Consider the following 25,014-nt stretch of genomic DNA (forward strand, 5'->3'; position numbering starts at 1 on the left):
CGGCCTTCGCCGGCCGAAGCCCTCATAAATGTCTCCGCCCTATGAAGGCTACGGCCGGCGTAGGCCGGTTCTCGGAAACCACCATTTTCGACTCGGCCTGACCTGAATCTCACCAGTTCCTAAGGCGGCGGAACGCCGGGGTTCCGGTTTGGTAATCTCTTATCACTTTGATGCGGCTTTATGGCGGGAAGCCGCCGTCGCCTTTTCGAGCACCCTGAAGATGCGCTCATCCTCGCATTGGGCAACATTGAAGCGCATGAACCGGCCGGCGGTATGTGACAGGCTGAAGGCGTTGCCGGGCGCCAGCACGACATTGTCGGCCAGCGCGTGGCGGGCAACATCGGCGGCATCGATGTTTTCCGGCAGGCGGCACCACAGGAACATGCCGTTCGGTTGGTCGATCCAGGGCACGATGTCCATCGCCTTCAGCCTGCCGGCGGTGTCGGCCATGGCGCGTGCCAGGCGGGCACGCAACTGCTCGACATGTTTGCGGTAGCTGCCGTCCTTGAGCAGGGTCAGCACCAATTCCGAGGACAGGCGCCCGCCGCCGAAAGTGGTCGCGATCTTGAGGTCGATCAGCCCTTCCATCCGGTCGCGGGGCGCGGCGACAAAGCCGCACCTCACCGAGGCTGACAACGTCTTCGAAAAAGAACCGATCTGGATGACGCGGCCGAGCCCGTCAAAGGCCGCCAGCCGCGGCGCCGGCGTGTGCTCGAAATCGGCAAAGATGTCGTCTTCGATGATGGCGAGATCGGATTGGTCGGCGAGCTTCAGCAGCCTGTGGGCAACGACCGGCGAAAGCACCGCGCCGGTCGGATTGTGAAGCGCCGAATTGGTGATGTAGAGGCGCGGCCGGTGCTCGGCGAGCGCCTGCGCGAACAGGTCGATATCAGGCCCCGACGGCGTCATAGGGACACCGACGACCTTTGCCCGGTGGGCGCGCAGCAGCGCATGAAAATTGAAGTAGCAGGGGTCGTCGACCAGCACGGTGTCGCCCGGCTCGAGCAGGAAACGGCATAGAAGGTCGATCGCCTGCGTTCCGGATTCGGTGAGCATGATCTGATCCGGCGAAGCCTCGACGCCATGCGCCGACAGGCGGCGGGCGAGAAGCTGCCGCAGCGCCGGCAGGCCGAGCGGCGTGCCGTAGTCGGCAAGCGTCGCGTCGTCGGTGCGCGCGGCACTGCGCAAGGAGCGGCGCAAGGCGGCCTGCGGCATCCATGAAGCCGGCAGCCAGCCGCAGCCCGGTTTCAGCATCTCTTCGCCCGCTTCCAGCGACTGCCGCGAGACCCACAGCGGATCGACGGCGCGGTCGAGCCGCGGACCGATTTCGGACAGCGACAGCGGCGCGAGCGGGCCGGCGGCGAAGAAACCTGATCCAGGCCGCGAGCGGATCGTGCCTTCAGCGGCAAGCCGTTCATAGGCCTCCACCACCGTCGACTTCGATACCTGCATGGTGCCAGCGAAGGCGCGGATCGAGGGCAGGCGGGCGCCTGGCGTCAGGATACGCGCGGCCATCCGCTGCCGGATTGCCGCCATGACCGTCTCGACGAGCGTTCCGCCGCCGGCATTCGGGTCGGGCGTGTCCATCTGTACTCCCCTGAAGACCATTACAGTTTTGCAGAATTGTACTCCATTGTCTCTGGCGACACCATGCGCTGCGCCGGTACGGAAGCGCAAACGGAGCAGATGGATGGATAAGGGTCTGAGCGGCTGGCTCAACGGCTTTATCGGGGTGCTGATCTTCAGCGGCTCGCTGCCGGCGACGCGTGTGGCGGTGATGGATCTCGACCCGACCTTCCTGACCGCGGCCCGAGCCGCCATCGCCGGCCTGCTCGGGATCGCGATGCTGCTCGTGTTCCGCGAGAAGCGCCCCGAGCGAGCGGACCTGGTTTCGCTGGTTGTCGTTGCGCTGGGCGTGGTGGTCGGCTTTCCGCTGCTGACGGCGTTGGCGCTCAAACATGTCGCCGCGGCGCATTCCATCATCTTTGTCGGCCTGCTGCCGCTGGCGACAGCGATCTTCGGCGTACTGCGCGGCGGTGACCGTCCGCGCCCGGCCTTCTGGCTGTTTTCGTGCCTGGGCAGCGTGCTCGTCGCGGGTTTTGCCCTGACGCAAGGCGTCACCGCATCACCGGTCGGCGACAGCTTGATGCTCGCCGCCATCATCGCCTGCGGGCTGGGCTACGCCGAGGGGGCGGCGCTGTCGCGCAAGCTTGGCGGCTGGCAAGTGATCTGCTGGGCGCTGGCGCTGTCGCTGCCGGTCATGCTGGCGCTGAGTTTTGCGACGCTGCCGCCGTCCTTCACGAGCGTCGGCTCCGGCGCATGGATCGGCCTCGCCTATGTCTCGCTGTTTAGCATGCTGATCGGCTTCGTGTTCTGGTATCGCGGCCTGGCGCAAGGTGGCATTGCGGCCGTGGGGCAATTGCAGCTTTTGCAGCCTTTCTTCGGCCTGGCGCTCGCGGCGAGCCTGCTGCACGAACAGGTCAGCCCGCTGATGGTGATCGTCACGCTCGGCGTGGTGGCGTGCGTGTTCGGGGCGAAGAAATTTGCGCGGTAGGCGACAGCGCCAGCTTCTACTGGAACTTCGTCACCACGCCGATGCCGATGCCCTCGAATCCTCCCATCGCCATAAGTGCGGCCGGCGCTTCCTCGAGGCTGATTCTCTTGCCGACCAGAAGCTCAGGCTTCAGCTTGCCGGTGCGGATCATTTCCATCATCGCGGTATAGCGGTAGGCCTGCATGCCGTGGCTGCCCAGGATTTCGAGCTCGAAGGCGATCACCTTGTCCATCGGCACCTGCGGGCGGGCGTGCTCGCCCAGCATCAGACCGACCTGAACGTGGCGGCCGCGCCGGCGCAGATTGGCGATCGAGTTGAACGAGGTGGTCGGGTGGCCGAGCGCGTCCATCGACATATGCGCGCCGCCATTGGTGATCTGCTTGACCGCCTTGACCACATTCGGCGTCGTCGAGGCGTTGATGGTCGCCACCGCGCCAATCTTTTTGGCAAACTCCAGCTTTTCGTCCGTGAGATCGATGGCGATGACATTGGCGCCCATGGCGCTGGCGATCATGATCGCCGACAGCCCGACGCCGCCGCAGCCATGCACCGCCACCCATTCGCCGGGCGTCACCCGGCCCTGATCGACGATGGCGCGGAAGGAGGTGACGAAACGGCAGCCGAGGCTGGCGGCGGTGGCGAATTCCATGGAATCGGGCAGGCGCACGAGATTGGTGTCGGCGTGCTCGATGCCGACATATTCGGCGAAGGAGCCCCAGGCGGTGAAGCCCGGCTGAGACTGGTGCTCGCAGACCTGATGGTTGCCGGAGGTGCATTCGAAGCAGCGGCCGCAGCCGACGGCGAACGGCACGGTGACGCGGTCGCCGGCCTTCCAGCGGCTTACCTGCTTGCCGGCGGCGACAACGACGCCTGCCAGCTCGTGGCCGGGAACATGCGGTAGCGTGATGCCGTCGTCATGGCCCATCCAGCCATGCCAGTCGCTGCGGCAGAGGCCGGTCGCCTCGACCTTGATGACGACGCCGTCGGTCGCGGGCTTCGGATCGGGCACGGTCTGGATGGTCGGCGCCTCGCCGAATTTTTCGAAGACTACAGCTTTCATGGGAGCGCTTTCATGTTTCTCGGTTCAGAACGTGTCAGCTAATTTGGCGACGGAGGTTGGTCGAGAAGTGGCTGCCGCTTGCGAAACCACTCGTCGGCTTCGGCATCCCATGGCCAGATGCCGGAGGTTGTTGGAAATATCAGCTGCATAAGCCGGAAATCCCGGCCGTCGTAGAACCAGATATCCCAACCGAAATATTCGGGATAGTGGTCCGGGTGGACCGCGCCGAACTGGCAGTCGAAGCCACCACCCAGGAAACCCGACGCTCGCTCTCCGACGTTGAACCTCTCGCCGCTGCGCACGCGTCGGCAATACTCGTTGATGATGGTCAGCGAAAGCTCCGGCTTCAGCCCGATTACAACCAATTCAGGGACTTTGAAATTGTGCTCTATTCCTACCGAGTAAGCGAATGGCGGATGCTCGTCGTCCTCCAGCACATAGAGGATGTGGCAGCCACACGCTTCGATATCGGCGAGCGCCTTGGCTTCCTCCGCGTCCTTGGCTTCTCTATTCGGCATCGATCTGGTTCTGGGGCGCGGCCTTCTGAAAAGCCGGCAGCGCCATGCAGGCGGCGTGGATGCGCGAGATTTCCGGATAGGGCGCCATGTCGACGCCGAAGCGGGCGTTGTTGGTGACCTGCGCGGCGAGACAGATATCGGCCAGTCCGGGCGTATCGCCGTGGCAGAATGTGCCGGTCTCAGGCGACGAAGCCAGAATCTTCTCAAGCGGCTGAAACCCTTCGTTCACCCAGTGCCTGAACCAGTTGACGACATCCTCGTCGCCGGCGCCGAAGAGAGTGCGCAGCGAGGTCAGCACGCGCAGATTGTTCACTGGATGGATGTCGCAGGCGATCATCTGCGCCAGCATCCTGACGTGCGCGCGGCCCAGCGGATCCTTGGGCAGCAGCGGTGGCTCGGGCGCGATCTCGTCGAGATATTCGACGATTGCCAGCGATTGCGTCAGAAGGGTGCCGTCGTCCAGCACCAGCGCCGGCACCAGCCCTTGCGGGTTGACCGCGAGGTAGGCGGGCTCGAGATGCTCGCCATGGCGCAGATGATGCGGCACGTAGGTATAGCTCAGCCCCTTCATCTCCAGCGCGATCCGCACCCGATAAGAGGTGGAGGAGCGATAGTAGTTGTGGAGGACGAGGTCGCTCATCGCTTACGATCTCGGCTGGCCGATCGTGATTTCAATGGTGCCGACACCATCGACGCCGCCGGTGATTCTGTCACCCGCCTGAACCGCGCCGACGCCGGCCGGCGTGCCGGTGAAGACCAGATCGCCCGGCTGAAGCCCTACGGCCTCGCTGCAGATCGAGACGACATCGGCGACCGGCCAGATCAGCTCGGCGAGATCGCCATCCTGTTTTACGTCACCGTTGACGGCGAGCCAGATGCGCCCCTTTTCGGGATGGCCTGACTTTGCGACCGCAAGCAGCGGACCGCAGGGCGCGGAGCGGTCGAATGCCTTCGACCAGTCCCACGGCCGCGCCGCCTTCTTGGCCTGGTCCTGCAGGTCGCGGCGGGTGAGGTCGACGCCGACGCCATAGCCCCAGACATGGGCAAGCGCCTCGGCGCGGGGAATACGGAATCCGGCCTTGCCGATCGCGACGACCAACTCGATCTCATGGTGGAGATTTGAGGTCAAAGGCGGGTAGGGGATCTCGGCGCCGCTGTCGACCACGGCGTCGGCCGGCTTGCTGAAGAAGAAGGGCGGGTCGCGCTCGTCATTGCCGAGCTCGCGCGCGTGTGCCGCGTAATTGCGGCCGACGCAGAAGATGCGGCGCACGGCAAACCGCTCCGCCGAGCCGGCGACGGCAACCGAAGCGATCGCTGGCGGCGGAAGGACGAAGTCTGGCATGGGCTTTCTCTGCGTTGGCATGAATCTGCCCGCACATTCGGCCGATTTCGACGAGCGAGCAAGGCACTACAGCGCCGCGCGTCCTTTCGGATGCGCAAAGGACGCTGTAGCACTTTGATTTGGCGCATGATCCTTTCCGAACCGAAGGTCAGCGAAGCAAAAATCGATTCCGATTTTCGGGGTCATGCGCTAAGCCTCGGAAACCATTGGTCCTGTCGTTTTGCCGACACCGCGACTTCCGGCGATGTACTATTTGGCAATAATCTGGCCATGGTCACGGGACTATCCTGTGCCTGAAAAAACCGAACCGAAGTCCGAACCTATAAAATGACCGCCGTCAGCGATCGCGCCCGCTTCCTGATCATCGACGACCACCCGCTGTTTCGCGAGGCGCTGCACAGCGCCGTGCAGATGGCCTACCCGGATGTCGACACGGTCGAGGCGCGGTCGATCGCCGAGGCGATCGAACTTCTGGCCGACGCAAAGCCGTTCGATCTGGCGCTGCTCGATCTCAGCATGCCTGACGTGCATGGCTTCGAGGGACTGCTGCAGCTCAGGACCCGCTATCCGCGGCTGCCGGTGGTGATCGTGTCGGGGTATGAGGAGCCGAAGATCATTTCCGAGGCGCTGTCCTACGGCGCCGCCGGCTTCATCCCGAAATCGGCGCGCAAGAGCGATCTCGCCGCCGCCATCCGTTCGGTTATGGACGGCGCTGTCTATGTGCCGGAAAACTACGAGGGCCAGCCGCCGGACGCCGACAGCACCGACCGCGCCGACATGGTGCAGCGCCTGGCCAGGCTGACGCCGCAACAGCTGAGAGTGCTGCAAATGCTGCGCCAGGGCATGCTCAACAAGCAGATCGCCTATGAGCTGCAGGTGGGCGAGACCACGGTCAAGGCGCACGTCTCCGAGATTTTGCGCAAGCTCAACGTCTACAGCCGCACGCAAGCGGTGATCGAGGTGTCGAAGCTGGACAATGCGGAGCTGTTTCGCGACCAGGCGGGATTTTGAGGGACAGTCCTAAAGCGCGTCGCGATCTTTCAGATTCACTCCGTGCGCTTTGAGTCTTTGTTTTGATGCATGTCGTTGCCCCAGAACCGCGGCACACTTCTGGGCGACATGCATTAGGTTTTTGATTTTACGCATGTCTTTGTCCCGAAACCGGTTCCCACGTTCGGGAGACATGCCTTTAAGCCAGCAGATGCGCCAGCAGCGCGCGCAATTGCGCGGGCTTCAGCGGCTTGCGCATCAGCTCGATGCCGGCGGCGCGGGCGGCCTTAGCTACGAGCTCGGAGCCGTCGGCGGTGACGATCAAGGCGGGCACCGGGCGGCCGAGATAGTCGCGTACCTCGGCGATTGTCGACGTGCCGAGATCGCCGCCGTCGAGATGCTGGTCGGCGATGATGATGTCGGGCACCCAGGCGGTGTCGCCGAGCAGGTCGAGCGCATCGTCGGTCGAAGTGGCGGCGCGCACCAGGCATTGCCAGCGCTCGAGCAGCGAGGTCATGGCGCTCAGCACGTCGACATCGTTTTCGACCAGCAGCACCCTGGTGCCGAACAGGCCGTAGCCGCGCGGCCGGTCCAGGTCGGTGGCGGTCGCCGCCGGTTCAGCCGCCGCCATGCCGACCGGCACGTCGATGTGAAAAATCGTGCCGCGCGCGACCTTCGAGGAAAAGGTCACGGGGTGGCCGAGCGCGGCCGCCATGCGGCGCACGATGGCGAGGCCAAGGCCCAATCCGCCGGCCAGCCCGGCATCGACAAGGGTCGAGGTGCCGCGATGGAACTCCTCGAACACCGCCTCGCGCTGGTCGTCGGGGATGCCGCAGCCGGTATCGGCGACGTCGATGCGGATGGTGTCGCCGCGATGCCTGGTGCCGACCAGAACGCCGCCTGAGCGGGTGTAGCGCAGCGCATTGGAGAGGATGTTCTGCAGGATGCGGCGCAGCAGCGTGCGGTCGGAGCGCACAACCACGTTCACCGGCCGGAATTTCAGCGACAGGCCTTTCATCTGCGCCTCGGGCAGGAAATCCGAGCGCAGCGAGGAGAACAGCGTCTCCAGGCTGACGTCGACGATCTCCGGCTGCACCACGCCGGCGTCGAGCTTCGAGATGTCCAGCAGGGTGCGCAGCAAGTCTTCCATCGTCTCCAGCGAGCGCTCGACCTGGCGGACAAGCTTTTTTCCTTCCTCGCTGGTTTGCACTTCGGCCAGCGCCGAGACCGACAGATGCGCGGCGTTGAGCGGCTGCAGCACGTCGTGGCTGGCAGCGGCGAGGAACCTGGTCTTGGAAAGATTCGCTAGCTCGGCGTTTTCCTTTGCCGCGCTGAGCTCGATGTTCGACCGCTCGAGCCGGCGCAGCGTCGTATGCAACTCCTCGGTGCGTGTGCGCACCTGGTTCTCCAGCGAGATCGCGGTCTGGAACAAAGAGAAAGCGTTGACCTGCTGGTCCATCGAGCGTTCGACGCGGCTAACGAGCGCGGCGTTGATTTTCTTCAGCTTCTCGAGGTCGTCGATATCACGAAGCGGCATGGCAGTTCACTCGGCCGCCCGACGCTCACCGAAGGCGATGCCGGTGAAGGTCTGATTGAGATGCATCGAGCGGTACTGCTCGCCATAAGTGCCGAAACCGATGACGTTGCTGGTCCGATAGAGCTCGGAAATATCGCGGAAGACCTGGCGGTTGCGCGCGTCGAGCCGGCGCAGCACGCAGTCAAAGCCGAGCACCATGTCGATACCGCCGAGCTTGCGCTCGACATCCAGCAGGGCAGCGCGCGTAGCCTCGACCATGTTCTTGGGCTGAGCGATGGACAGAACGACGCCGTCGTCAATGGCGCAGTAGAAGGACAGCGAGCCGTCGGCATGCATGCGCTGGATCGAGCGGCAATAATATTCGCCGCCAACCTTCACCACGACAGGATGGGACGCGAAGCTTAAGGGTGTCAGCGCCTGCGGCACCATGCCGACGGAGGCGGCGTATTCCTCAGCAGCGTTGGTGGCGTTGAATTCGCGTACGATTCGATGATTGGGATCGGACGCCGTCACCACCAGCTTCTCGTCGGTGGGGATGAAATTGTCGGTCTTGAAGACATGGAAGGGGATCTCGGTCGCGACCAGCACGACGATGGCGCTGTCGGAAGCGACCTTGCCATTCGAGATCAGCCTTGTCGTTTCGAATTTCAGGTCGTCGCCCGCCGACCCGCCGATCAGTGGAATGTCATCCAGTCCCCAGTGGATGGCCGAGGTGACCGCTTCCTCGGCATATGAGAGCCCATCGATGAAGCAGAGCGCGAACACGCTTTTGGCCCGCTCCTGGCCGACGCGGCCGCGCAGCAGACGCCTCAGCGCGGCGACCTCGCCGGTGATACTGTCCATGCCGGAGGAAGAGATGTCCTCGACCATAGTGCTGACGACGGAGAACGAGGCGGACGGCAAAAGCAGGGCAAGGATATGTCCTTCCTCGAGCCCTTGCGGCGTGATCTCGCCTGCGGTCGAGCAGCCGGCATAGTCGAGCGACGGCGCGTGCAGCTTCAGCGCATGCGCAAGTGCCGCCGCGTCGACGAGGCTTTGGGAGAAGAAGAGCAGCGCGAAGCCGGCATCGACGGCTGCCGCTTCGGCCGCGATGGCCCTGGCAAAAGCATCTGGGTCGGGCTCATCCGTGGTGAGCGCCGAGAGGCCGCATGCATAGCGCGTGCTCGAACTGGCCAGCTTGCCTTCTCCTCCAATTCCTCCGACGCTGTCTTTATGCGTGTCTTTTTTATGCGTGCCAGGCACGCGCGCGTCGAAGGCATCTTTGCCTTCAATCCCGGTTTTGGCAATGGGCCGGTTGCTGCGCCGCACAGCGCTTTTGCCATGACCGAAAGTACAATGGAAGGTGCGCTGGCAGCGCTGTTTTGCCCGTTGTACGGTACGAAAATAGCGCACTGCCGAAGCACAAGCACGGCATCGGCAACGCGATGAACCAAGGTAGTACCCAGGGGAGGTTGCATGTCGGACGTGTCGTTGACGGTGAATGGCAGACGGGTCAGCGGGAGCGTCGAAGACCGAACGCTGCTCGTGCATTTCCTACGGGAACATCTCGGCCTCACGGGTACCCATGTCGGCTGCGACACCTCGCAATGCGGCGCCTGCGTCGTGCATGTCGACGGCAGAGCCGTGAAATCCTGCACGATGCTCGCCGTGCAGGCCTCTGGGTCGACCATCGTCACCATAGAGGGGCTGGCGAATGGTGCCGACCTGCACCCGGTGCAGGCGGCCTTCAAGGAGCATCACGGGCTGCAATGCGGCTTCTGCACGCCAGGCATGATCATGGCGGCGACCGACATGATCGCTCGCCACCCGCAAGGCCTCGACGAGGCCACCGTGCGCGCCGAACTCGACGGCAATATCTGTCGCTGCACCGGCTACCACAACATCGTCAAGGCGATCCTCGCCGCATCGCAAGCGATGGCGAAGGGATCGAAGGGCAAGGCTAAACAGGCAGCTTGATAGGGGAGTAAGGGAATAGGGGAGTAAGGGAGTAAGCCACTTGGCGCTTAATTCCCTACTTCCTTACTCCCCTACTGCCCTACTCCCCTAATTCCGGAGGAATTCTTATGGGTATCGAAGGTGTCGGCGCTCGCGTGGCGCGCAAGGAAGACAAGAGGTTCATCACCGGCGGCGGCCGCTATGTCGACGACATGGTGGTGCCCGGCATGAAGCATGCCGTGTTCGTGCGCAGCCCGCACGCGCATGCACAGATCAAGAAGATCGACGTCAAGAAAGCTCAGGCGATGCCCGGCGTCGTCGGCGTGCTGACCGGCAAGGAGCTCAAGGCCGACGGCATCGGCAACCTGATCTGCGGCTGGATGATCCATTCCAAGGACGGCACGCCGATGAAGATGGGCGCCTGGTCGCCGCTCGCGGTCGATAAGGTGCGCTATGTCGGCGACGCTGTCGTCATCGTCATCGCCGACACCAAGGGTCAGGCGCGCGACGCCGCGGAAGCGGTCGAGATCACCTACAAGGAACTGAAGGCGGTGGTCGAGGCGACCAAGGCGCTCGAAAAGGGCGCGCCGCAGGTCCATGCCGAAGCCGAGAACAACCTGATCTTCGACTGGGAGCTGGGCGACGGCAAGGCAACCGACGCCGCGATCAAGTCGGCGGCGCATGTCACGCGCATGAAGATCGTCAACAACCGGCTGGTGCCGAATGCGATGGAGCCGCGCGCTGCCCTTGGCCACTACGACAAGGCTGAGGACCATTACACCTGCTGGACGACCTCGCAGAACCCGCATGTCGCTCGGCTGGTGCTGAGCGCCTTCTACAATGTCGCGCCGGAAAACAAGCTTCGGGTGATCGCGCCGGACGTTGGCGGCGGCTTCGGCTCCAAGATCTACATCTATCCGGAAGAGATCGTCTGTCTCTGGGCGTCGAAGAAGACCGGTGTCCCGGTCAAATGGGTCGCCGACCGCACCGAAAGCTTCCTTTCCGACGCGCATGGCCGCGACCATGTCTCGACCGTGGAGATGGCTTTCGACAAGGATAACCGGATCACTGGCCTCAAGGTCGACACGATAGCCAATCTCGGCGCCTACATGTCGCTGTTCTCGTCCTGCGTGCCGACCTATCTCTACGCCACGCTGCTGTCGGGCCAGTACAACATCCCGGCCATCCACGCCAACGTGCGTACCGTCTACACCAACACGGCACCCGTCGATGCCTATCGCGGGGCAGGGCGGCCGGAAGCCACCTACGTCCTCGAGCGCATGATGGAGACCGCCGCGCGCGAGCTTGGCGTGTCGCCGGCGGAACTCAGGCGCAAGAACTTCATCACATCGTTCCCGCACCAGACGCCGGTGATCATGAACTATGATGCGGGCGACTATGGCGCCTCGCTCGACGCGGCGATGAAGGCCGCCGACTATGCCGGCTTCACCAAGCGCAAGGCGGACGCCGCCAAGCAGGGCAAGCTGCGCGGCATCGGCATGAGCTGCTACATCGAGGCTTGCGGTCTCGCGCCGTCGGCGGCGGTGGGTTCGCTCGGCGCCGGCGTCGGACTGTGGGAATCGGCGGAGGTGCGCGTCAACGCGGTCGGCACGATCGAGGTGCTGACCGGCTCGCACAGCCATGGCCAGGGGCACGAGACGACCTTCGCGCAATTGGTGACCCAGCGCTTCGGCGTGCCGATCGATTCGGTCTCGATCGTCCACGGCGACACCGACAAGGTGCAGATGGGCATGGGCACTTACGGCTCGCGCTCGGGCGCCGTCGGCATGTCGGCGGTCGCCAAGGCGCTCGACAAGGTCGAAGCCAAGGCCAAGAAGATCGCGGCGCATCTGCTCGAAGCGGATGAGGGCGACATCGTCATCGAGAATGGCGAGGTCAAGGTCGCCGGCACCGACAAGAGCCTGCCCTGGTTCCAGGTGGCGCTTGCCTCCTACACCGCCCACAACCTGCCTGCCGGCATGGAGCCGGGCCTGAAGGAAACGGCCTTCTACGATCCGTCCAACTTCACCTTCCCGGCCGGCTGCTACATCTGCGAGGTCGAGATCGATCCGGAAACCGGCCTGACGGAGATCATCCAGTTCGTCGCGGCCGACGACTTCGGCAATATCATCAATCCGATGATCGTCGAGGGGCAGGTGCATGGCGGCATCGCGCAAGGCGTCGGCCAGGCGCTGCTCGAAGGCGCGTATTATGACGCCAGCGGCCAGCTGCTGACGGCAAGTTATATGGATTATACGATGCCCCGCGCGGCCGACCTGCCGTCGTTCAAGGTGTCGACCTCGAACACGCCGTGTCCGGGCAATCCGCTCGGCGTCAAAGGCTGCGGCGAGGCCGGCGCCATCGGCTCGCCGCCGGCGGTGATCAACGCTATCACCGATGCGCTCGGCGTCGTCGACATCGCCATGCCGGCGTCGCCGTCGACCGTGTGGTCGGCGATCCACGCCAAGAAGCATTGAAAAGCGAATAGCGAATAGGGAGTAGCGAATAGGGACAGAGAGCAGTGCAGGTGGAGCAATTCTATTCGCTACTCACTACACCCTACTCGCTTTCTCCCAAAGGGAGAAAAAGACATGTATTCCGTCAACTACCACCGCGCCGCCTCAGTTGCCGACGCCGCCAAGCTGTTGAAGAGCGGTGACGCGAAGCTGCTCTCCGGCGGCATGACGCTGATCCCCGCCATGAAGACGCGGCTCGCGGCGCCTTCCGACCTGGTCGACGTATCGAGGCTGAAGGAGCTGCAGGGCGTCAAGGTGTCCGGCAAGACGGTCACGATAGGTGCCGCGACGACGCATTACGATGTCTCCGCCGACGAGAAGCTGAAGAAGGCCTGTCCGGCGCTCGCGCATATGGCCTCGCTGATCGGCGACCCGGCGGTGCGCTACAAGGGCACGATAGGCGGCTCGATCGCCAACAACGATCCTGCCGCCGACTATCCGGCGGCGTTGCTGGCGCTGGGCGCGACCATCGTCACCAACAAGCGTGAGATCGCCGCCGAAAAATTCTTCAAAGGGCTGTTCGAAACGGCGCTGAAGGACGGCGAGATCATCACGGCGGTGACCTTCACCGCGCCTGCCAAGGCGGCCTACGAAAAATTCCGCAACCCGGCCTCGCGCTACGCGATCGTCGGGGTGTTCGTGACCAAGGGCAAGGATGGGGTGAGGGCAGCGGTGACCGGCGCCGGCGACGACGGTGTCTTCCGCTCCAGGGAGATCGAGGCGGCGCTGGCGAAGAAATTCGACGCCTCGGCGCTCGACGGCCTCAAGGTGCCGGCGAAGGGCCTGATGAGCGATATCCATGCCTCTGCCGACTACCGCGCCAATCTGATCGCGGTTATGGCGAAGCGCGCGGTGGCCGCGGCCAACGCCTGAACGCTCTCAATCTGGCTGCAGGAAGGGGCCATCGGGCCCCTTTTTCTTTCGTATTCGCAATAACTTGGCAGGAATTACCTGAGAATTCGCGGCTTCGCACTTGCACAAGATTATCCCGCACTGCAAAATAAATGCGGCGGGAAACGAAGCGGTTCCGAGCACGGCTGTTCCGTGCCGGGGCCTCGAGTTGCGAAGGACGGGCATGACCGACATCTCCGCGACGGCCGGTGTCCTGCCGCGAGCCGCAGCCGACAGAGCGGCACGGACAAGGCTGGCCTATCTCGACGGCTGGCGCGGCCTGTCGATCGCGCTCGTGCTGATCGGCCATTTCTTTCCGGTTCCGGGAATCAACCTTGGGGTTCTCGGCGTCGAGTTTTTCTTTGTGCTCAGCGGCCGGCTGATGGGCGAGATCCTGTTCATCGAGCGCTTTCCGCTGAAGAAATTCTTCAAGCGCCGGTTCTCGCGCATCTATCCGGCGCTGCTGGTGTTCGTGATTGCCGGCATGGTCGGCCTTTCAGGTACCTTCATCGCCTTCAAATGGAAGGCAGCGCTGACGGCACTGACCTTCACCTACAATTATGCCGGCATTCTCATTAACCGCGCCGGGGCGCTCGACCATATCTGGTCGCTCGCCATCGAGGAGCATTCTTATGTCATCCTGGCGCTGATCAGCGTGGTGGTGTCGGGGCGCACCAATGTCGTGCGGCTGCTTGTGGCGCTGTCGCTGCTGGCGATGGCCAACGGCGCCATCTCCTACTGGGCCTTCGGCATGGACTACGAGACCAGCTACTGGCGCACCGACGTGCATATCGCCTCGATCCTGCTTTCGGCGGCGATCTGCCTGCTCAAGGCCGACGGACGGCTGCCGGCATTCTTCAGGAATCGGCATGTGGCGCTGGCGGCGGCCGCGGGCGCGGTCTTGCTGTTCCTCGATCCGGTGCCGACGCCCGTGCACTATCTGCTGGGAGTGCCGTTGCTCGCGCTCGCCGTCAACATGCTCGACTTCGCCGGCGGGTATCTCACCGGATTGCTGTCGTCGCGGCCGATGGTGATGCTGGGGCTGTGGTCCTATTCGCTCTATCTCTGGCAGCAGCCCTTCTACAAATTCGTCTATGATCGGGACGTCACACCGATCCCGATGCTGGCCGCGGTCTTCGCCTGCGCGCTGGCGAGCTACTACATCGTCGAAAAACCCGCCCGCGGCTGGCTCAACCGCAATTGGTGAGTTTCAGGCCCTGCCGTTCTTTTGTGCGGCGAGATAGCGACGAAGCCCGGCTTCGCCGCGCGGCGTCGTCCAGCGATGGTTCCAGGCAAAGGCCGGCCTGAGCAGTGGCGCCAGGAATTTGAGGATCGGCCTTTCCACGATGACCTGCCAGGTGAGCTTCACACGCGTTCCGGTTCCGGACGGCGACAATTCCGCTCGCCATAGGCCGTCGAAATCGCCGAAAGTCTTCACCACCACCAGACGGCCCGGCTCGAGCTCGGCCGCCTCGATGATGAAATTCAGCTCATAGGGCAGGGCGCCTCGCGCCCTGGCTCTCGCCCTCGAACCGACGACGCCCTTGCCCTTTTTGTCGAGGGGTTCGACCTCCTTATAGGCGTCGCCCCACCAGCGCGGCAGCAACTCGGCATCGGACAGCACATCCCACACTTCCTGCGGTGTCCCCTCCGGGATGTCCCAGCTCTCGTCAAAGCGAAAAACATTGCTCGGCATGACAAGGCCCCAAGCCAGCGAGCGGCTACATTAGCTCTGGCTTGTTTTCGGAGCCAGCGATGTTTGTGGTTCAGCCGGCGACGGGCTTGGCGTAGTAGCGCACCGATTTCTTGCCGCCATGGATCACGGCATCGCCGACCTCTGCGAAGCCAAGCGCCGCGTGGAAGGCGTCCGAGGCTGGGTTCGGCGGATCGGCATTGACCTCGCAGGTGACGATCGTGTGGCCGGCGCGCCGGGCATGCCCGAACAGATCCTCATAGAGCCGGCGGGCATGGCCACGGCCACGCGCCTCGGCCGCGACCACCACCCGGTCGACATAGACGAAGCGCGGATAACGCTTGCGGAACCAGAGAAAATTCGGGCTGTCGTAGCGGGCGTCCTGATCGAAGCACATGATGAAGGCTTCGAGCGCGCCGATGCGGCGCGTGTAGAAAGCCTGCCCGATCAGGAACGACAACCGCTCAGGCTCGAGCCAGGACAGTTCGGCGGCATGCTGGTTGTTGAGGGTGAGGATGGCGGGCTCGTCGGCGGGCAAGACGCGTTCGATCGGCAGCCGATCCTTCGACATCGTCTCAACCATCAAGCCCTCGCGGCCGCGATCGTTGCCGCCACCAGCGTTTCGTCGGTCACCGTGTTGCGGTATTCGCGATCGAGATCGGCGCCGCCCATGCCGACATGCGGGTTGCGGTAGCGCATGGCGCTCGGCACGTCGGCAAGCGCTGCGAAATGCATCTCGGTCAGTCCGGTCCGCAGCAGGACTTCGCCGATATTGTCGGGCGCCAGTCCGCCGCAACCGAGGATGATGATACGCTCGCCAGCCTGGCGAACGAGCTGCGCCAGCAGGTCAACGCCTTCCAGCGCCGTGTCGCGCTGACCGCTGGTCAACACGCGGCCGACCTTGCAGCGGATCAGCGCTTCGAGCGCCTCGGTTGGATCGCGCGTCATGTCGAAGGCGCGGTGGCAGGTGACGTTGAGAGGGCCGGCCGCCCGCACCAGCTCGCTCATGCGCGCCTCGTCGATGGCGCCGTCAGCGGTCAGGCAACCGACGACGCCGCCGGCCACGCCGAGATCGCGGAGCGCCCCGACATCGGTGAGCATCGATCGGTATTCCGCCTCGCTATAGAGAAAATCGCCGCCGCGTGGACGCACGATGACATGGAACGGGATAGTCGCGCGTTCGAGCGCGACGCGCACCGTGCCGAGGCTCGGCGTGATGCCGCCTTCGACCAGGCTGGCGCAAAGCTCGACCCGGTCGGCGCCGGCGGCCTGCGCGGCAAGCAGCCCATCGATGCCTTCGACGCAGATTTCGATCAGCGGCTGTCGGGCGTCAATCACAAGTGTCCATCCATGCTTCAATAGGGTGACCAGCCCTAGCATCGGGTCGGCTGCCGCGAAAGCCGCTTCGATCGGTCCAGCCATGGAGCGCTGCCACTTCTAGCAGCGCAAAGCCGGTTGACATCAATAACTCTATGGTTATAGATAAATCCATAGCTGATAGGTTATTGATCTGGGCGGTGAAGATGGGCCTCGTCAGACCCGCTCCTTAAGGCAGCAGCCTAGCAGCGCCATGTCTCCGCTAGGAGACATTGTTGGAGAACCGGACAAGGAGGATGCCGTGAATGACATCACAGAAAGACCGATGACTAACGAAACCAAGTCGATCCTTGTCGAGCGGCTGCTTCCGCACGCGGCCGACAAGGTGTGGCGCGCTCTGACCTCTCCGCATCTGGTCGCCGAGTGGCTGATGGAGAACGATTTTGAACCCGTTGAAGGTCACCGCTTCACTTTCCGCGCGAAGCCGATGCCCGGCTGGTCAGGCGTGGTCAACTGCGTGGTGCTGAAGGTCGAGCCGCCGCATCTGCTCGCCTACAGCTGGGGCGACGGAAGCGAGTCCGATAGCGGCTTGAAGACCATTGTTACCTGGTCGCTGACGCCTGAGGGGCCGTCCACACGGGTGCGCATGGAGCAGTCCGGTTTCAGGCCGCAAGACGAACCTGGCTACAAAGGCATGGGAAGCGGCTGGCCACGTATCCTGGAGCGGCTCGAACAAGTCGCGGCTGGGCAGGGCTGATATTCCCGGCATTGCGCTAGCCGTAACCCTGACAACAGCAAACCAGGCCTAATCCCCGATGCAGTGCGCATTTAGGGCCTGTGAAAACACGACCAAAGGAGACAGGTCATGGAAGCCAGATTGAAGAACCCGGTGATGCTCATTCCCGGCGCGCTGCAGGCGTTGCTGGCGCTGGACAAGTCGACCGAAGCCGCCGAGGTGCCCTACGTGACGCGCAAGCTCATCCATCTGCGTGCCAGCCAAATCAACGCCTGCAGCGTCTGCGTCGACATGCATGCGCGCGAGCTGAAGAAGGCCGGCGAGAAGGACGAGCGCATCTTTGCCGTGTCCGCCTGGCGGGAGACGCCTTACTTCACCGGCGCCGAACGGGCTGCGCTTGCGTTGACGGAGGCCGCGACGCGATTGGCCGACCGCTCGGACGCCGTGCCCGACGACGTCTGGGACGAGGCAGCTCGCCACTATGACGAGAAGGCGCTTGCCGCGTTGGTGATCCAGATCGCGCTGATCAACGCCTTCAACCGCCTGAACGCGCCGACCCGGCAGCCGGTGGGCGCCTGGGGCTGACATGGATGATCGGGCGTCCGCCTTGGGGCGGCGCCCGACCGCGGACAGCCGAGCCCGCTGCCGGCTACTGCTTCAAGATTGTATTCTTGCCGCCTTGTTCGATCTGGTCGATCACCAGGAGCTTCACCGGATCGGTGCCGATATTGGTGGCCTGGTGCCATTGCCCGATCATCTCGACGATGAAATCGCCGGTCTTGTAGGTGCTGCTGCTGCCGGTCTCGACATTGGTTACCTTGAGCGTGCCTGCCTCGACGTAGGCATAGCGCGGGAAGGGGTGCTTGTGCACCGGAAGCGTTGCGCCGGGCGCGATCTGATAGGCCGAAACCTGAACCTCGACGTTCTTCTGCGGCAGCGTGATCGGCTGGCCTGACGCGGTGGTCGTCTTGGAGGCAAGCGGCGTCACGACTACCGGCGTGGCGGCACTGTCCAGAGCGAAGGCGGCGCTTGAAGAAAGCGCTGCCGCCAGCAGCAGCGCCGATGCCAGGATGTTGCGCATGAATCCTCCCCGAAAATTGCGCGACCATCGCGCGACATGCATTCGCGCGCAAGTGCAACGGCGGTGTCTTTGGAAACGCGAGCCGTCTTCAGGCCAGCAGGCGAACAGCGCCGCCTCGAGCCGCTGATCACTTTTGGCCGGTTCCCGTGGCCTTTTGCCGGAGGGATTTGACCGCCTCAAGCAGTTCGCGCTCGCTGGTGTGAGCGTTTCGAAAAATGGCCACAACCATCACCGCCAGAATTTCGGCGGCCTGGTCCAAAGGATCGAGCTGTTCCTCTGCGCAGACCTGATTGAACACGCGTTCGCATACAGCCAGATCGAGAGGACTAAGACAGGTGCGATTGAAACGCTGACGCAGCATTTTAGCGACCCTTTCAGGCCCGCCGCCCGTGCGTTGCGGCGGGCCTTGTCACTGAGACTTTGAGCGATAATATGGTCAACGGAATTGTAGTAAGATCGCTCGGTATCTACGATTCCGTTGTCAATAGTCCCAAAATCTGCGCGCATTCGCGAGATCTATATTGCCCTGAAGTCATCAGCTGGTAATAGTCTTGCCGCTTGTTTTCCGGTATACGAAAGCCGCGCCGAAAGTCAGCCGCCTCCTTTGGAGTTCTAGTGCAACCGAGTTTGCTGGCGCTGACTTTCAAGCTTGCCAGTGAGCATCCGAGCTTTGCCGCAATGTCTTTCAATGGTTCGTTATTAACGTATCCATCAAGGATTATCTTGCGGCGAGCTTCTCCTTTGAGCTTCTCGTTCATTTCGTGGTCTCCTCAACATCGCTTTCACGATGCCGGATTCTATACGCACCGGTCTGAAGAGTGTCGTTATCGTCGCATCCAGAAACTTGTCTCGGGATGCATTTCTTATTGTAATCCAGCGTGATCGCCGATGCGGCCGACAGGCTTGCCAGATGCCGGGATACACCACATGATTGCGAGGGCATGGGCATACCGGAATCGGATATGGCACCACGCGCGATCGACGCTAAGAGGCAAGACGAGGCGCATGCTGGGCAAACGCCGGAGCGTGAGCGACGCCGTTGGCCACGCGACGTTCAGCCTGACAAGGAGGCCGCTCTACCACTCGCGCCGGCGCTAGAACCGTTGTCCTTTTCAACGCTCGAACTGGCGCCAGAAGATCAATTTGCCGCTTGGCAAGCGCATGTGGCACCGCTTGTCGAGGCCAAGTTGCCGGATAACAAATCGCTGGACGACGGCTTTCCCGCCGACCACACGGCTTGGAATCTTGGTGGCATGCTGATCGTTGAACAGCGCGCGCCGGCGCACAGTTATATGCGGTCTGCGGCGAAGCTTAGGTCCAGCTCGATCGATCATTGGTATGTCGTATTGCCACATACTGGCCGGTCATGGACGGAGGTCGATCGCCGCGTCGCGGAGGGCCAGCCCGGTAAATTGGAGATCAGATCTCTCGGCTACCCGTTTCGCGGAAGGACAACGGAATCCGAAAGTCTCTTTCTCTATTTGCCGCGTGATTTGTTCGCCGATGCGGCGGGGACCCTCGACGCAAACAACAATTCAATTCTGTCCGGCAACTTCGCCAACCTTTTGATCGACTACATCAACAGCATCGTAACAAGACTGCGCAATCTCACGGCGGAAGATCTGCCCCGCATCGTGCACGCGACACGCAGCATGATTATTGCCTGCCTTGCGCCGCCGGCGGAACATGCCGCGGCGGCCGAACAACTGGCGAGTGTCGCACTAATGGAGCGAGCGCGTCGATACGTCCAAAACAATCTGGACGCGGCTCGCCTGACACCGGATTCAATGTGCCGGGCGCTCGGCGTTTCGCGATCTCGCCTCTATCAGTTGTTCGAACCGAGCGGTGGTGTTCTCCATTACATTCAAAGCCGCCGACTTTTGGCAGCCCATCTTGCGCTTAGCGATCCGGCGGACAGCCGACGCATTGTTGAAATTGCGGAAGCCTTCGGGTTCAGTTCAGCGGCAAACTTCAGCCGAGCGTTCAGCAAGGAATTCGGTTACAGCCCCCGCGAATCCCGCAAGACGATGGTATTGCCGCGCCCCGCCCACTCTGTCTCGCTCAGCGAGCGCGAGAAGGCTGCTTCCTTTGAAGACTGGCTCAAGACGCTCGGAAGCTGAGCAGGCATCGCCGGCGGTTGAGATCGGCGACACTCCCGCATTCATTAGAATGCCACCTGGAATGCTCTTGGCTGCCAGGCAGCAATGCCGCAATTGGGCGAGGGGACTTCGGGGGCTGTCGGCAATCCAAATTAGCATGAGCCCTCGGAGGCGGCACAAAGTGATGCCGTGCGATACGCGAGATATGTACACCAGGATAAGTATTTGGATGCGAAGATAACGACAATCCGACCTTATTCGTAGATGTTCGTGATGGCTTAGCGGGGGCTCGGCACAGGCGGCAGGTTTCCAAGTTGGGGGGAACATCGGGACGCCTGTGCCGATCACGCCACCGCTATCCGTCAAAGATGGTGGCGTAGTTGAGTAAGCGTGCAAGGCCGGGGGCGGCCGGCTCGAGTTCATTCCGTTGCGGAATGGCTTAGCGGGGGCTCGGCACAGGCGGCAGGTTTCCAAGTTGGGGGGAATATCGGTCCGCCTGTGCCGATCGCGCCACCCTTGTCCGTCAAAGTGGTGGCGTCATTGAGTAAGCGTGCCAAGGTCGACGGCGGACGGCTCGAGTTCATTCCGCCGCAGCTGCCAACGCTTGTCGAGCAGCCGCCCGAAGATGAGGGGTGGGTTCACGAGGCCGAGCTCGACGGCTACCGGACGCAGATCATCATCGATAGGGGCGGCGTACATCTATACAGCAAGAACGGCCGGGACTGGACGGCAAAATACTGGCCCATCGCCCTGGCAGTCGAACTGCCATGCCGGGCCGCCATTCTCGACGGCGAGGTGATTGTGTCAGGCGAGCAGGGTACGCCCGATTCCCCTGTGCTGGAAGCTGCGATCTGGAACGAGCCGAGCCGGCTGGTGTTCGTCGCGTTCGACATCCTCCATCTCGACGGTCGCAATCTTGCCCCCTGGCCCTTGCTGCAGCGCAAGCAAGCGCTGCGTCAATTGGTTGAGCCTGGCGCCGGCAAGATCCAATACAGCGAGCATTTTGAGGGCGACGCGCTGGCGATCCTTCGCGCTATGGAGAAAACCGGGCTTGATGGCGTCATTTCGAAACGGGCCGATAGCCCCTACAGGAGCGGACCGTCGAAAACATGGCTGAAAGCCAGATATTAGCCACCGATTTCGAATTGCCAGGTGTGTGATCCCGCCCGAGCGCCCAACCAGCTCAAGGCGAAATCGTAGCACAATATTAGCTATGCTGCAGATAAGACAAGAGAATCCGCAAGGGGCAATAGATCCTTGATCTTGATCACCTAGTGGGAAGCAGATATCGTAGTACCGCTCGCAGATAGACTGAACGCACGCATGGAATATTGGTCGGCATAGGGGCGATCCGTGCCGAAACGCGATTGCCGTTGTCGAGCCGAGGAGCAACGATGGGAGCTGATGCCCCGCATCCATCGGCAATGGTGAACGCTCCGCCGCAGGTGCGGCGCTCGATACCTTTCCTGCGGGTCTTTGCGCCACCAGCGTTCTTGATCGTTGCCGCAGCGATTGTTCGATTGAGCCTTGGACCAGCCTTGGAGAGGCTGCCGGCAGACTATACCGGTAGCGTCATACTCGAATCGGACAGCCGCTTTCGGCAGACGCCGGATACGACCTTCTCCGCGTTCCACCAGCAGGGCCGTCGTGTCGACCAAGTGCTGAGCGCCACCGGCGACGTTGCCATCGTTCAGAGCCATATCGATTGGACGACTGACACCGGTCAGGTGAACTATCAAACCACCGGCCTTTATGGCGTTGATCGCAAGACCCGCCAGAATGTGGCGGGTTACGGCGACCTTAGCCGCAGCGGGCAATTCATGTTCCCGCCGCAGTTGAGGGGTGTCGCTGACGAGGTCTGGGATCCTTACTATGGCGGTCCACGACACCTGGCTTTCGATCGCAATGAGATGGTCGATGGTCTGGCGCTCGCAGTATACCGCTTCACGATTGCGGGCCTCGACGAGACGAAGACCTATGATTATCTTCCCGACGTACCCGAGCGCTTCGGGGTCGGGACAGACGGCGAAGGCTTTCTGTGGGTTGAGCCCGTCTCAGGTACCCTCGTCGATATGACGGATAATGGCCACAGCTTTTTCGTCGATCCGGCCACGGGGAAGTCGATGGGAGACTTTAGTGTCTGGCAGGCTAGGTATTCCGCGCAGTCCAAGGCCGACCTGTTCAGCGCGGCGACTTCGATCCGACTGCGTATATTGGCGGCGAAAATCTGGCTGCCCGCTGCCCTCCTAGCTCTGGCACTCGTTTGGTTGGGGATCGGTTTGCTGTGGCTTCGCCGCGCCGCGCCGCCGAGTGCGGAATGAGCATGCGACCGCATGTAGATCCGCAAGAGGCCTTGCCGATCTTGCGGCTCGGGATCTCACAAAAGCTTAGCCTGCTTTTTGCGCTCTTCGCTGCAATTCTTCTCGGCGCGACCGGATGGCTGGCCTTCAACCAGGGCAGGGCGGCGCTTGAGAGCAGCGTTGTTGCCGAGGTCCAATCGCGAGCTTTGGAAAAACAGGCCGCGATCGGGTCATGGCTCGACGCGCAGCTGAGCGAGCTGCGCGGGCTCAGCGAATCGCCTCACATTGTCGACGACTTCACCAAGCTTGCCGATCTTCCCGCGGATGCGACGCCCGACGATTGGGCTGACTTCCGCGACGATCTTGCGGCGCGCACCGGAGGGGGCGAGGACTTTGTCGCCCTTTTCGTGATGGAACCGAAGTCGGGCCGAGTCCTGACGGCGACGGATCCCATCGATCGTGACCGACAGGGCGCGGGCGAGCCTTATTTCACCAACGGCAAGATCCGCACTGGCCTGTACCTGGTGCCGGACCGTTCAAGGAACCTCCCCCTGTTGTCGCCGTTCTTGTCCACGCCGCTTCGTGCCCGCAACGGTGCACTTGTTGCCGTTCTGGTCGCCCGTCTCGGAACAGAGAGTTTGGCTAGTGCCGTCGATCGACGAGCGGGGCTGCGCGCGACCGACGAAGCATACTTGATCGACACGCATAAGCAGTTTGTCAACAGACCGCGCCTGCTGACCGACGCCGACGCGAGCAGCCTTACCTCGGACCGAAGCGTGGCGGCCCGGCTCTGCCTTGACCACAATGATGGGCTGGATCTGTCGAATGACTACCGCGGCGTTCCGGCGATCACCGTTTATCGCTGGATGCCGAAGTTTGGTTTGTGTCTCATCACAAAACTCGACAAGGCCGAAGCCTTTGCCCCTGTTTATCAACTCGGCCAGAGCCTTGCGATCGCTGGTGGCCTGCTTTTGCTGGTCGCATCGGCAGCGTCGGGATTGTTATCGCGAACCATCACCAACCCTATTCGGCGCATCGAGGCAGGCGCCAGACGCGTCGAGGCGGGTGAACGGGATGTGGTGCTGCCCGAGTCCTCGAGCGACGAGCTTGGCCGTTTGGCGCGTGCCTTCAATCGAATGACGACCGCGCTCAAAAGCCGGGAATCCGAGCTGCAAGCGCATGCTGCCACCCTGGAGCAGCGCGTCGCGGAAAAGACACGCGAGCTCGACCTGAGGGCAAGTGAGTTGGCCCGGTCAAACATCGAGCTGGAGCGCTTCGCCTATGTCGCCTCGCATGACTTGCAGGAGCCGCTGCGAATGGTGGCAAGTTATACCCAACTGCTTGGCAGACGTTACAAGGGAAGGTTGGATGCCGATGCCGACGAGTTCATCCATTTCGCTGTGGATGGCGCTGCGCGGATGCAGGCATTGATCAACGACCTGCTGGTCTACTCACGTGTCAGCACGCAGGGCAGCGCGTTCGAGGCGATCGATTGCAACCTGGTGGTCGAGCGCGCCTTGACGAACCTCAAAGCGGCGCTGATCGAGAGCGGCGCAATCATCCGAAAGTCCGAGCTGCCGAAAATCGATGCCGATCGATTCCAGTTGGTTCAACTGTTCCAAAACCTGATCGGCAACGCCATCAAGTTCCGTGGCGAGCGCGCCCCGGAAATTGAGATCGCGGTTCGACTAGACGGCCGGGAATGGCTATTTTCGATCGCGGACAATGGCATCGGGATCGATGCCAAGTACATCGAGCCGCTTTTTACCGTTTTCAAGCGCTTGCACACACGGGCCGAATATCCGGGGACCGGCATCGGTCTTGCCATTTGCAAGAAAGTCGTCGAACGCCACGGCGGTCGAATTTGGGTCGAGTCTGAGGTCAACCATGGCTCGACTTTCTTCTTCACGCTTCCCTGCCGGGATATAGAGGACACCAGCCAAGCACGGAAGGTGGCTCCAACATCTTCGACACCTCAAATGGATACGGTATGAACATCAGCTCGACTGAACGCGCCATCAACATCCTCCTCGTCGAAGACAATCCCGGTGACGCTAGGCTCACGATCGAGGCGTTGCGAGACGCAAAGGTGCGCAATGAACTCAACGTCGTGCAGGACGGAGTCGAGGCCATGTCGTTGCTGCGGCGGGAAGGGCGCTACGCCAACGCACCGCGTCCTGACCTGATCCTGCTCGATCTCAATCTGCCCCGAATGGACGGCCGTCAGGTTCTCGCCGAAATCAAGGCGGACGAAAACTTGCGACGTATCCCGGTTGCGGTGCTGACCACTTCGCAGGCCGAGAAAGATATCCTGACCAGCTATAACCTGCATGCCAACTGTTACATCACCAAGCCCGTCGACCTGGATGAATTTGTACGCGTAGTACGGGGGATCGAGAACTTCTGGCTCTCGATTGTGAAGCTACCGCCGGAGTAATGCGAGTT

General features: G+C 62.4%; 26 protein-coding genes. 13 read left to right on the plus strand and 13 right to left on the minus strand.

What is annotated here, in order from left to right; genetic code table 11:
* Window positions 1–162: 162 nt before the first annotated feature.
* Window positions 163–1,587 carry an aminotransferase-like domain-containing protein gene (locus tag ABID26_RS21135; protein WP_292344063.1) on the minus strand — a complete coding sequence of 475 codons (1,425 nt, stop codon included), beginning with the start codon at window positions 1,585–1,587 and terminating at the stop codon, window positions 163–165.
* A 103-nt stretch (window positions 1,588–1,690) separates the two neighbouring features.
* Between ABID26_RS21135 and ABID26_RS21140 the strand changes: the two genes are divergently transcribed.
* Entirely contained in the window at window positions 1,691–2,554 is an 864-nt protein-coding gene (locus ABID26_RS21140) for a DMT family transporter (RefSeq protein ID WP_292344156.1), read from the plus strand.
* 16 nt (window positions 2,555–2,570) lie between these two features.
* Here the strand turns inward: ABID26_RS21140 and ABID26_RS21145 are convergent, their stop codons facing one another.
* Genes ABID26_RS21145 through ABID26_RS21160 form a run of 4 tightly spaced genes read right to left on the minus strand, consistent with a single transcriptional unit; the run spans window position 2,571 to window position 5,474 of the window.
* Window positions 2,571–3,614, minus strand: coding sequence for a zinc-dependent alcohol dehydrogenase family protein (locus ABID26_RS21145; RefSeq protein WP_292344061.1), 1,044 nt, complete (start codon window positions 3,612–3,614; stop codon window positions 2,571–2,573).
* Between the two features lie 38 nt (window positions 3,615–3,652).
* Window positions 3,653–4,132 carry a DUF4262 domain-containing protein gene (locus tag ABID26_RS21150; protein WP_292344059.1) on the minus strand — a complete coding sequence of 160 codons (480 nt, stop codon included), beginning with the start codon at window positions 4,130–4,132 and terminating at the stop codon, window positions 3,653–3,655.
* Entirely contained in the window at window positions 4,122–4,772 is a 651-nt protein-coding gene (gene maiA, locus ABID26_RS21155) for a maleylacetoacetate isomerase (protein WP_292344057.1), read from the minus strand. The genes ABID26_RS21150 and maiA overlap by 11 nt, the downstream gene beginning before the upstream one ends.
* A gap of 3 nt (window positions 4,773–4,775) precedes the next feature.
* Entirely contained in the window at window positions 4,776–5,474 is a 699-nt protein-coding gene (locus ABID26_RS21160; protein ID WP_292344055.1) for a fumarylacetoacetate hydrolase family protein, read from the minus strand.
* 327 nt (window positions 5,475–5,801) lie between these two features.
* On the opposite strand from ABID26_RS21160, the gene ABID26_RS21165 reads away from it, so the two are divergent.
* Complete coding sequence (locus ABID26_RS21165) at window positions 5,802–6,485, plus strand: response regulator (protein WP_126099704.1); 684 nt, start codon at window positions 5,802–5,804, stop codon at window positions 6,483–6,485.
* Between the two features lie 178 nt (window positions 6,486–6,663).
* Here ABID26_RS21165 and ABID26_RS21170 read toward each other — a convergent pair whose 3' ends face one another.
* Both ABID26_RS21170 and ABID26_RS21175 read right to left on the minus strand, forming a co-directional pair.
* Window positions 6,664–8,001: an ATP-binding response regulator gene (locus tag ABID26_RS21170; RefSeq protein ID WP_292301069.1), complete on the minus strand. Its 1,338-nt coding sequence runs from the start codon at window positions 7,999–8,001 to the stop codon at window positions 6,664–6,666.
* 6 nt (window positions 8,002–8,007) lie between these two features.
* Window positions 8,008–9,195 (minus strand): FIST N-terminal domain-containing protein, encoded by a 1,188-nt coding sequence (locus ABID26_RS21175; protein WP_292301099.1) that lies wholly within the window; start codon window positions 9,193–9,195, stop codon window positions 8,008–8,010.
* 261 nt (window positions 9,196–9,456) lie between these two features.
* On the opposite strand from ABID26_RS21175, the gene ABID26_RS21180 reads away from it, so the two are divergent.
* The 4 genes from ABID26_RS21180 (at window position 9,457) to ABID26_RS21195 (ending at window position 14,550) form a co-directional block, all read left to right on the plus strand.
* Window positions 9,457–9,957: a (2Fe-2S)-binding protein gene (locus tag ABID26_RS21180; protein WP_292301071.1), complete on the plus strand. Its 501-nt coding sequence runs from the start codon at window positions 9,457–9,459 to the stop codon at window positions 9,955–9,957.
* Between the two features lie 107 nt (window positions 9,958–10,064).
* Entirely contained in the window at window positions 10,065–12,413 is a 2,349-nt protein-coding gene (locus tag ABID26_RS21185) for a xanthine dehydrogenase family protein molybdopterin-binding subunit (RefSeq protein WP_292344053.1), read from the plus strand.
* A 114-nt stretch (window positions 12,414–12,527) separates the two neighbouring features.
* The gene (locus ABID26_RS21190; protein ID WP_292344051.1) at window positions 12,528–13,325 is read left to right on the plus strand and encodes an FAD binding domain-containing protein; all 798 of its coding nucleotides are present in this window, start codon (window positions 12,528–12,530) and stop codon (window positions 13,323–13,325) included.
* A 202-nt stretch (window positions 13,326–13,527) separates the two neighbouring features.
* Window positions 13,528–14,550, plus strand: coding sequence for an acyltransferase family protein (locus ABID26_RS21195; protein ID WP_292344049.1), 1,023 nt, complete (start codon window positions 13,528–13,530; stop codon window positions 14,548–14,550).
* Between the two features lie 3 nt (window positions 14,551–14,553).
* On the opposite strand, the gene ABID26_RS21200 is transcribed toward ABID26_RS21195, so the two are convergent.
* From ABID26_RS21200 to ABID26_RS21210, 3 genes are all read right to left on the minus strand, one after another.
* Entirely contained in the window at window positions 14,554–15,039 is a 486-nt protein-coding gene (locus ABID26_RS21200) for an SRPBCC family protein (RefSeq protein WP_126099710.1), read from the minus strand.
* A 70-nt stretch (window positions 15,040–15,109) separates the two neighbouring features.
* Complete coding sequence (locus tag ABID26_RS21205) at window positions 15,110–15,619, minus strand: GNAT family N-acetyltransferase (RefSeq protein ID WP_245459932.1); 510 nt, start codon at window positions 15,617–15,619, stop codon at window positions 15,110–15,112.
* Window positions 15,619–16,416 (minus strand): copper homeostasis protein CutC, encoded by a 798-nt coding sequence (locus ABID26_RS21210; protein WP_354416314.1) that lies wholly within the window; start codon window positions 16,414–16,416, stop codon window positions 15,619–15,621. The genes ABID26_RS21205 and ABID26_RS21210 overlap by 1 nt, the downstream gene beginning before the upstream one ends.
* A gap of 238 nt (window positions 16,417–16,654) precedes the next feature.
* Here ABID26_RS21210 and ABID26_RS21215 point away from each other — a divergent pair, with 238 nt between their 5' ends.
* Entirely contained in the window at window positions 16,655–17,110 is a 456-nt protein-coding gene (locus tag ABID26_RS21215; RefSeq protein WP_435528596.1) for an SRPBCC family protein, read from the plus strand.
* Window positions 17,111–17,218: 108 nt separating this feature from the next.
* Window positions 17,219–17,674 (plus strand): carboxymuconolactone decarboxylase family protein, encoded by a 456-nt coding sequence (locus ABID26_RS21220; RefSeq protein ID WP_292344047.1) that lies wholly within the window; start codon window positions 17,219–17,221, stop codon window positions 17,672–17,674.
* A 64-nt stretch (window positions 17,675–17,738) separates the two neighbouring features.
* Here the strand turns inward: ABID26_RS21220 and ABID26_RS21225 are convergent, their stop codons facing one another.
* From ABID26_RS21225 to ABID26_RS21235, 3 genes are all read right to left on the minus strand, one after another.
* Window positions 17,739–18,170: a cupin domain-containing protein gene (locus ABID26_RS21225; RefSeq protein WP_292344045.1), complete on the minus strand. Its 432-nt coding sequence runs from the start codon at window positions 18,168–18,170 to the stop codon at window positions 17,739–17,741.
* Between the two features lie 127 nt (window positions 18,171–18,297).
* Window positions 18,298–18,531 (minus strand): hypothetical protein, encoded by a 234-nt coding sequence (locus ABID26_RS21230; protein WP_292344043.1) that lies wholly within the window; start codon window positions 18,529–18,531, stop codon window positions 18,298–18,300.
* Between the two features lie 106 nt (window positions 18,532–18,637).
* Window positions 18,638–18,928 (minus strand): hypothetical protein, encoded by a 291-nt coding sequence (locus ABID26_RS21235; protein ID WP_126099714.1) that lies wholly within the window; start codon window positions 18,926–18,928, stop codon window positions 18,638–18,640.
* A gap of 204 nt (window positions 18,929–19,132) precedes the next feature.
* Here ABID26_RS21235 and ABID26_RS21240 point away from each other — a divergent pair, with 204 nt between their 5' ends.
* The 5 genes from ABID26_RS21240 to ABID26_RS21260 all read left to right on the plus strand — a co-directional run bounded on the left by ABID26_RS21240 (window position 19,133) and on the right by ABID26_RS21260 (window position 25,006).
* Window positions 19,133–20,290: a helix-turn-helix domain-containing protein gene (locus ABID26_RS21240; RefSeq protein ID WP_292344041.1), complete on the plus strand. Its 1,158-nt coding sequence runs from the start codon at window positions 19,133–19,135 to the stop codon at window positions 20,288–20,290.
* Window positions 20,291–20,785: 495 nt separating this feature from the next.
* On the plus strand, window positions 20,786–21,400 hold the full coding sequence (locus ABID26_RS21245; RefSeq protein WP_292344039.1) for an ATP-dependent DNA ligase: 615 nt from the start codon (window positions 20,786–20,788) through the stop codon (window positions 21,398–21,400).
* A 263-nt stretch (window positions 21,401–21,663) separates the two neighbouring features.
* The gene (locus tag ABID26_RS21250) at window positions 21,664–22,590 is read left to right on the plus strand and encodes a porin PorA family protein (RefSeq protein WP_126099715.1); all 927 of its coding nucleotides are present in this window, start codon (window positions 21,664–21,666) and stop codon (window positions 22,588–22,590) included.
* The gene (locus ABID26_RS21255) at window positions 22,587–24,563 is read left to right on the plus strand and encodes a sensor histidine kinase (RefSeq protein WP_292344037.1); all 1,977 of its coding nucleotides are present in this window, start codon (window positions 22,587–22,589) and stop codon (window positions 24,561–24,563) included. The genes ABID26_RS21250 and ABID26_RS21255 overlap by 4 nt, the downstream gene beginning before the upstream one ends.
* A complete protein-coding gene (locus ABID26_RS21260) occupies window positions 24,560–25,006 on the plus strand; it encodes a response regulator (protein WP_126099717.1) in 447 nt (148 codons plus the stop codon). The genes ABID26_RS21255 and ABID26_RS21260 overlap by 4 nt, the downstream gene beginning before the upstream one ends.
* Window positions 25,007–25,014 lie beyond the last annotated feature (8 nt).

The organism is Mesorhizobium shonense, assembly GCF_040545255.1.
GTDB lineage: Bacteria > Pseudomonadota > Alphaproteobacteria > Rhizobiales > Rhizobiaceae > Mesorhizobium > Mesorhizobium shonense.

Excerpts from the sequence above, each read along its gene's own strand:
- ABID26_RS21135 (WP_292344063.1), bottom strand. The coding sequence starts at position 1,587 with ATGGACACGCCCGACCCGAATGCCGGCGGCGGAACGCTCGTCGAGACG.
- ABID26_RS21140 (WP_292344156.1), top strand. The coding sequence starts at position 1,691 with ATGGATAAGGGTCTGAGCGGCTGGCTCAACGGCTTTATCGGGGTGCTG.
- ABID26_RS21145 (WP_292344061.1), bottom strand. The coding sequence starts at position 3,614 with ATGAAAGCTGTAGTCTTCGAAAAATTCGGCGAGGCGCCGACCATCCAG.
- ABID26_RS21150 (WP_292344059.1), bottom strand. The coding sequence starts at position 4,132 with ATGCCGAATAGAGAAGCCAAGGACGCGGAGGAAGCCAAGGCGCTCGCC.
- maiA (WP_292344057.1), bottom strand. The coding sequence starts at position 4,772 with ATGAGCGACCTCGTCCTCCACAACTACTATCGCTCCTCCACCTCTTAT.
- ABID26_RS21160 (WP_292344055.1), bottom strand. The coding sequence starts at position 5,474 with ATGCCAGACTTCGTCCTTCCGCCGCCAGCGATCGCTTCGGTTGCCGTC.
- ABID26_RS21165 (WP_126099704.1), top strand. The coding sequence starts at position 5,802 with ATGACCGCCGTCAGCGATCGCGCCCGCTTCCTGATCATCGACGACCAC.
- ABID26_RS21170 (WP_292301069.1), bottom strand. The coding sequence starts at position 8,001 with ATGCCGCTTCGTGATATCGACGACCTCGAGAAGCTGAAGAAAATCAAC.
- ABID26_RS21180 (WP_292301071.1), top strand. The coding sequence starts at position 9,457 with ATGTCGGACGTGTCGTTGACGGTGAATGGCAGACGGGTCAGCGGGAGC.
- ABID26_RS21185 (WP_292344053.1), top strand. The coding sequence starts at position 10,065 with ATGGGTATCGAAGGTGTCGGCGCTCGCGTGGCGCGCAAGGAAGACAAG.
- ABID26_RS21190 (WP_292344051.1), top strand. The coding sequence starts at position 12,528 with ATGTATTCCGTCAACTACCACCGCGCCGCCTCAGTTGCCGACGCCGCC.
- ABID26_RS21195 (WP_292344049.1), top strand. The coding sequence starts at position 13,528 with ATGACCGACATCTCCGCGACGGCCGGTGTCCTGCCGCGAGCCGCAGCC.
- ABID26_RS21200 (WP_126099710.1), bottom strand. The coding sequence starts at position 15,039 with ATGCCGAGCAATGTTTTTCGCTTTGACGAGAGCTGGGACATCCCGGAG.
- ABID26_RS21205 (WP_245459932.1), bottom strand. The coding sequence starts at position 15,619 with ATGGTTGAGACGATGTCGAAGGATCGGCTGCCGATCGAACGCGTCTTG.
- ABID26_RS21210 (WP_354416314.1), bottom strand. The coding sequence starts at position 16,416 with ATGCTAGGGCTGGTCACCCTATTGAAGCATGGATGGACACTTGTGATT.
- ABID26_RS21220 (WP_292344047.1), top strand. The coding sequence starts at position 17,219 with ATGGAAGCCAGATTGAAGAACCCGGTGATGCTCATTCCCGGCGCGCTG.
- ABID26_RS21225 (WP_292344045.1), bottom strand. The coding sequence starts at position 18,170 with ATGCGCAACATCCTGGCATCGGCGCTGCTGCTGGCGGCAGCGCTTTCT.
- ABID26_RS21230 (WP_292344043.1), bottom strand. The coding sequence starts at position 18,531 with ATGCTGCGTCAGCGTTTCAATCGCACCTGTCTTAGTCCTCTCGATCTG.
- ABID26_RS21235 (WP_126099714.1), bottom strand. The coding sequence starts at position 18,928 with ATGAACGAGAAGCTCAAAGGAGAAGCTCGCCGCAAGATAATCCTTGAT.
- ABID26_RS21240 (WP_292344041.1), top strand. The coding sequence starts at position 19,133 with ATGGCACCACGCGCGATCGACGCTAAGAGGCAAGACGAGGCGCATGCT.
- ABID26_RS21250 (WP_126099715.1), top strand. The coding sequence starts at position 21,664 with ATGGGAGCTGATGCCCCGCATCCATCGGCAATGGTGAACGCTCCGCCG.
- ABID26_RS21255 (WP_292344037.1), top strand. The coding sequence starts at position 22,587 with ATGAGCATGCGACCGCATGTAGATCCGCAAGAGGCCTTGCCGATCTTG.
- ABID26_RS21260 (WP_126099717.1), top strand. The coding sequence starts at position 24,560 with ATGAACATCAGCTCGACTGAACGCGCCATCAACATCCTCCTCGTCGAA.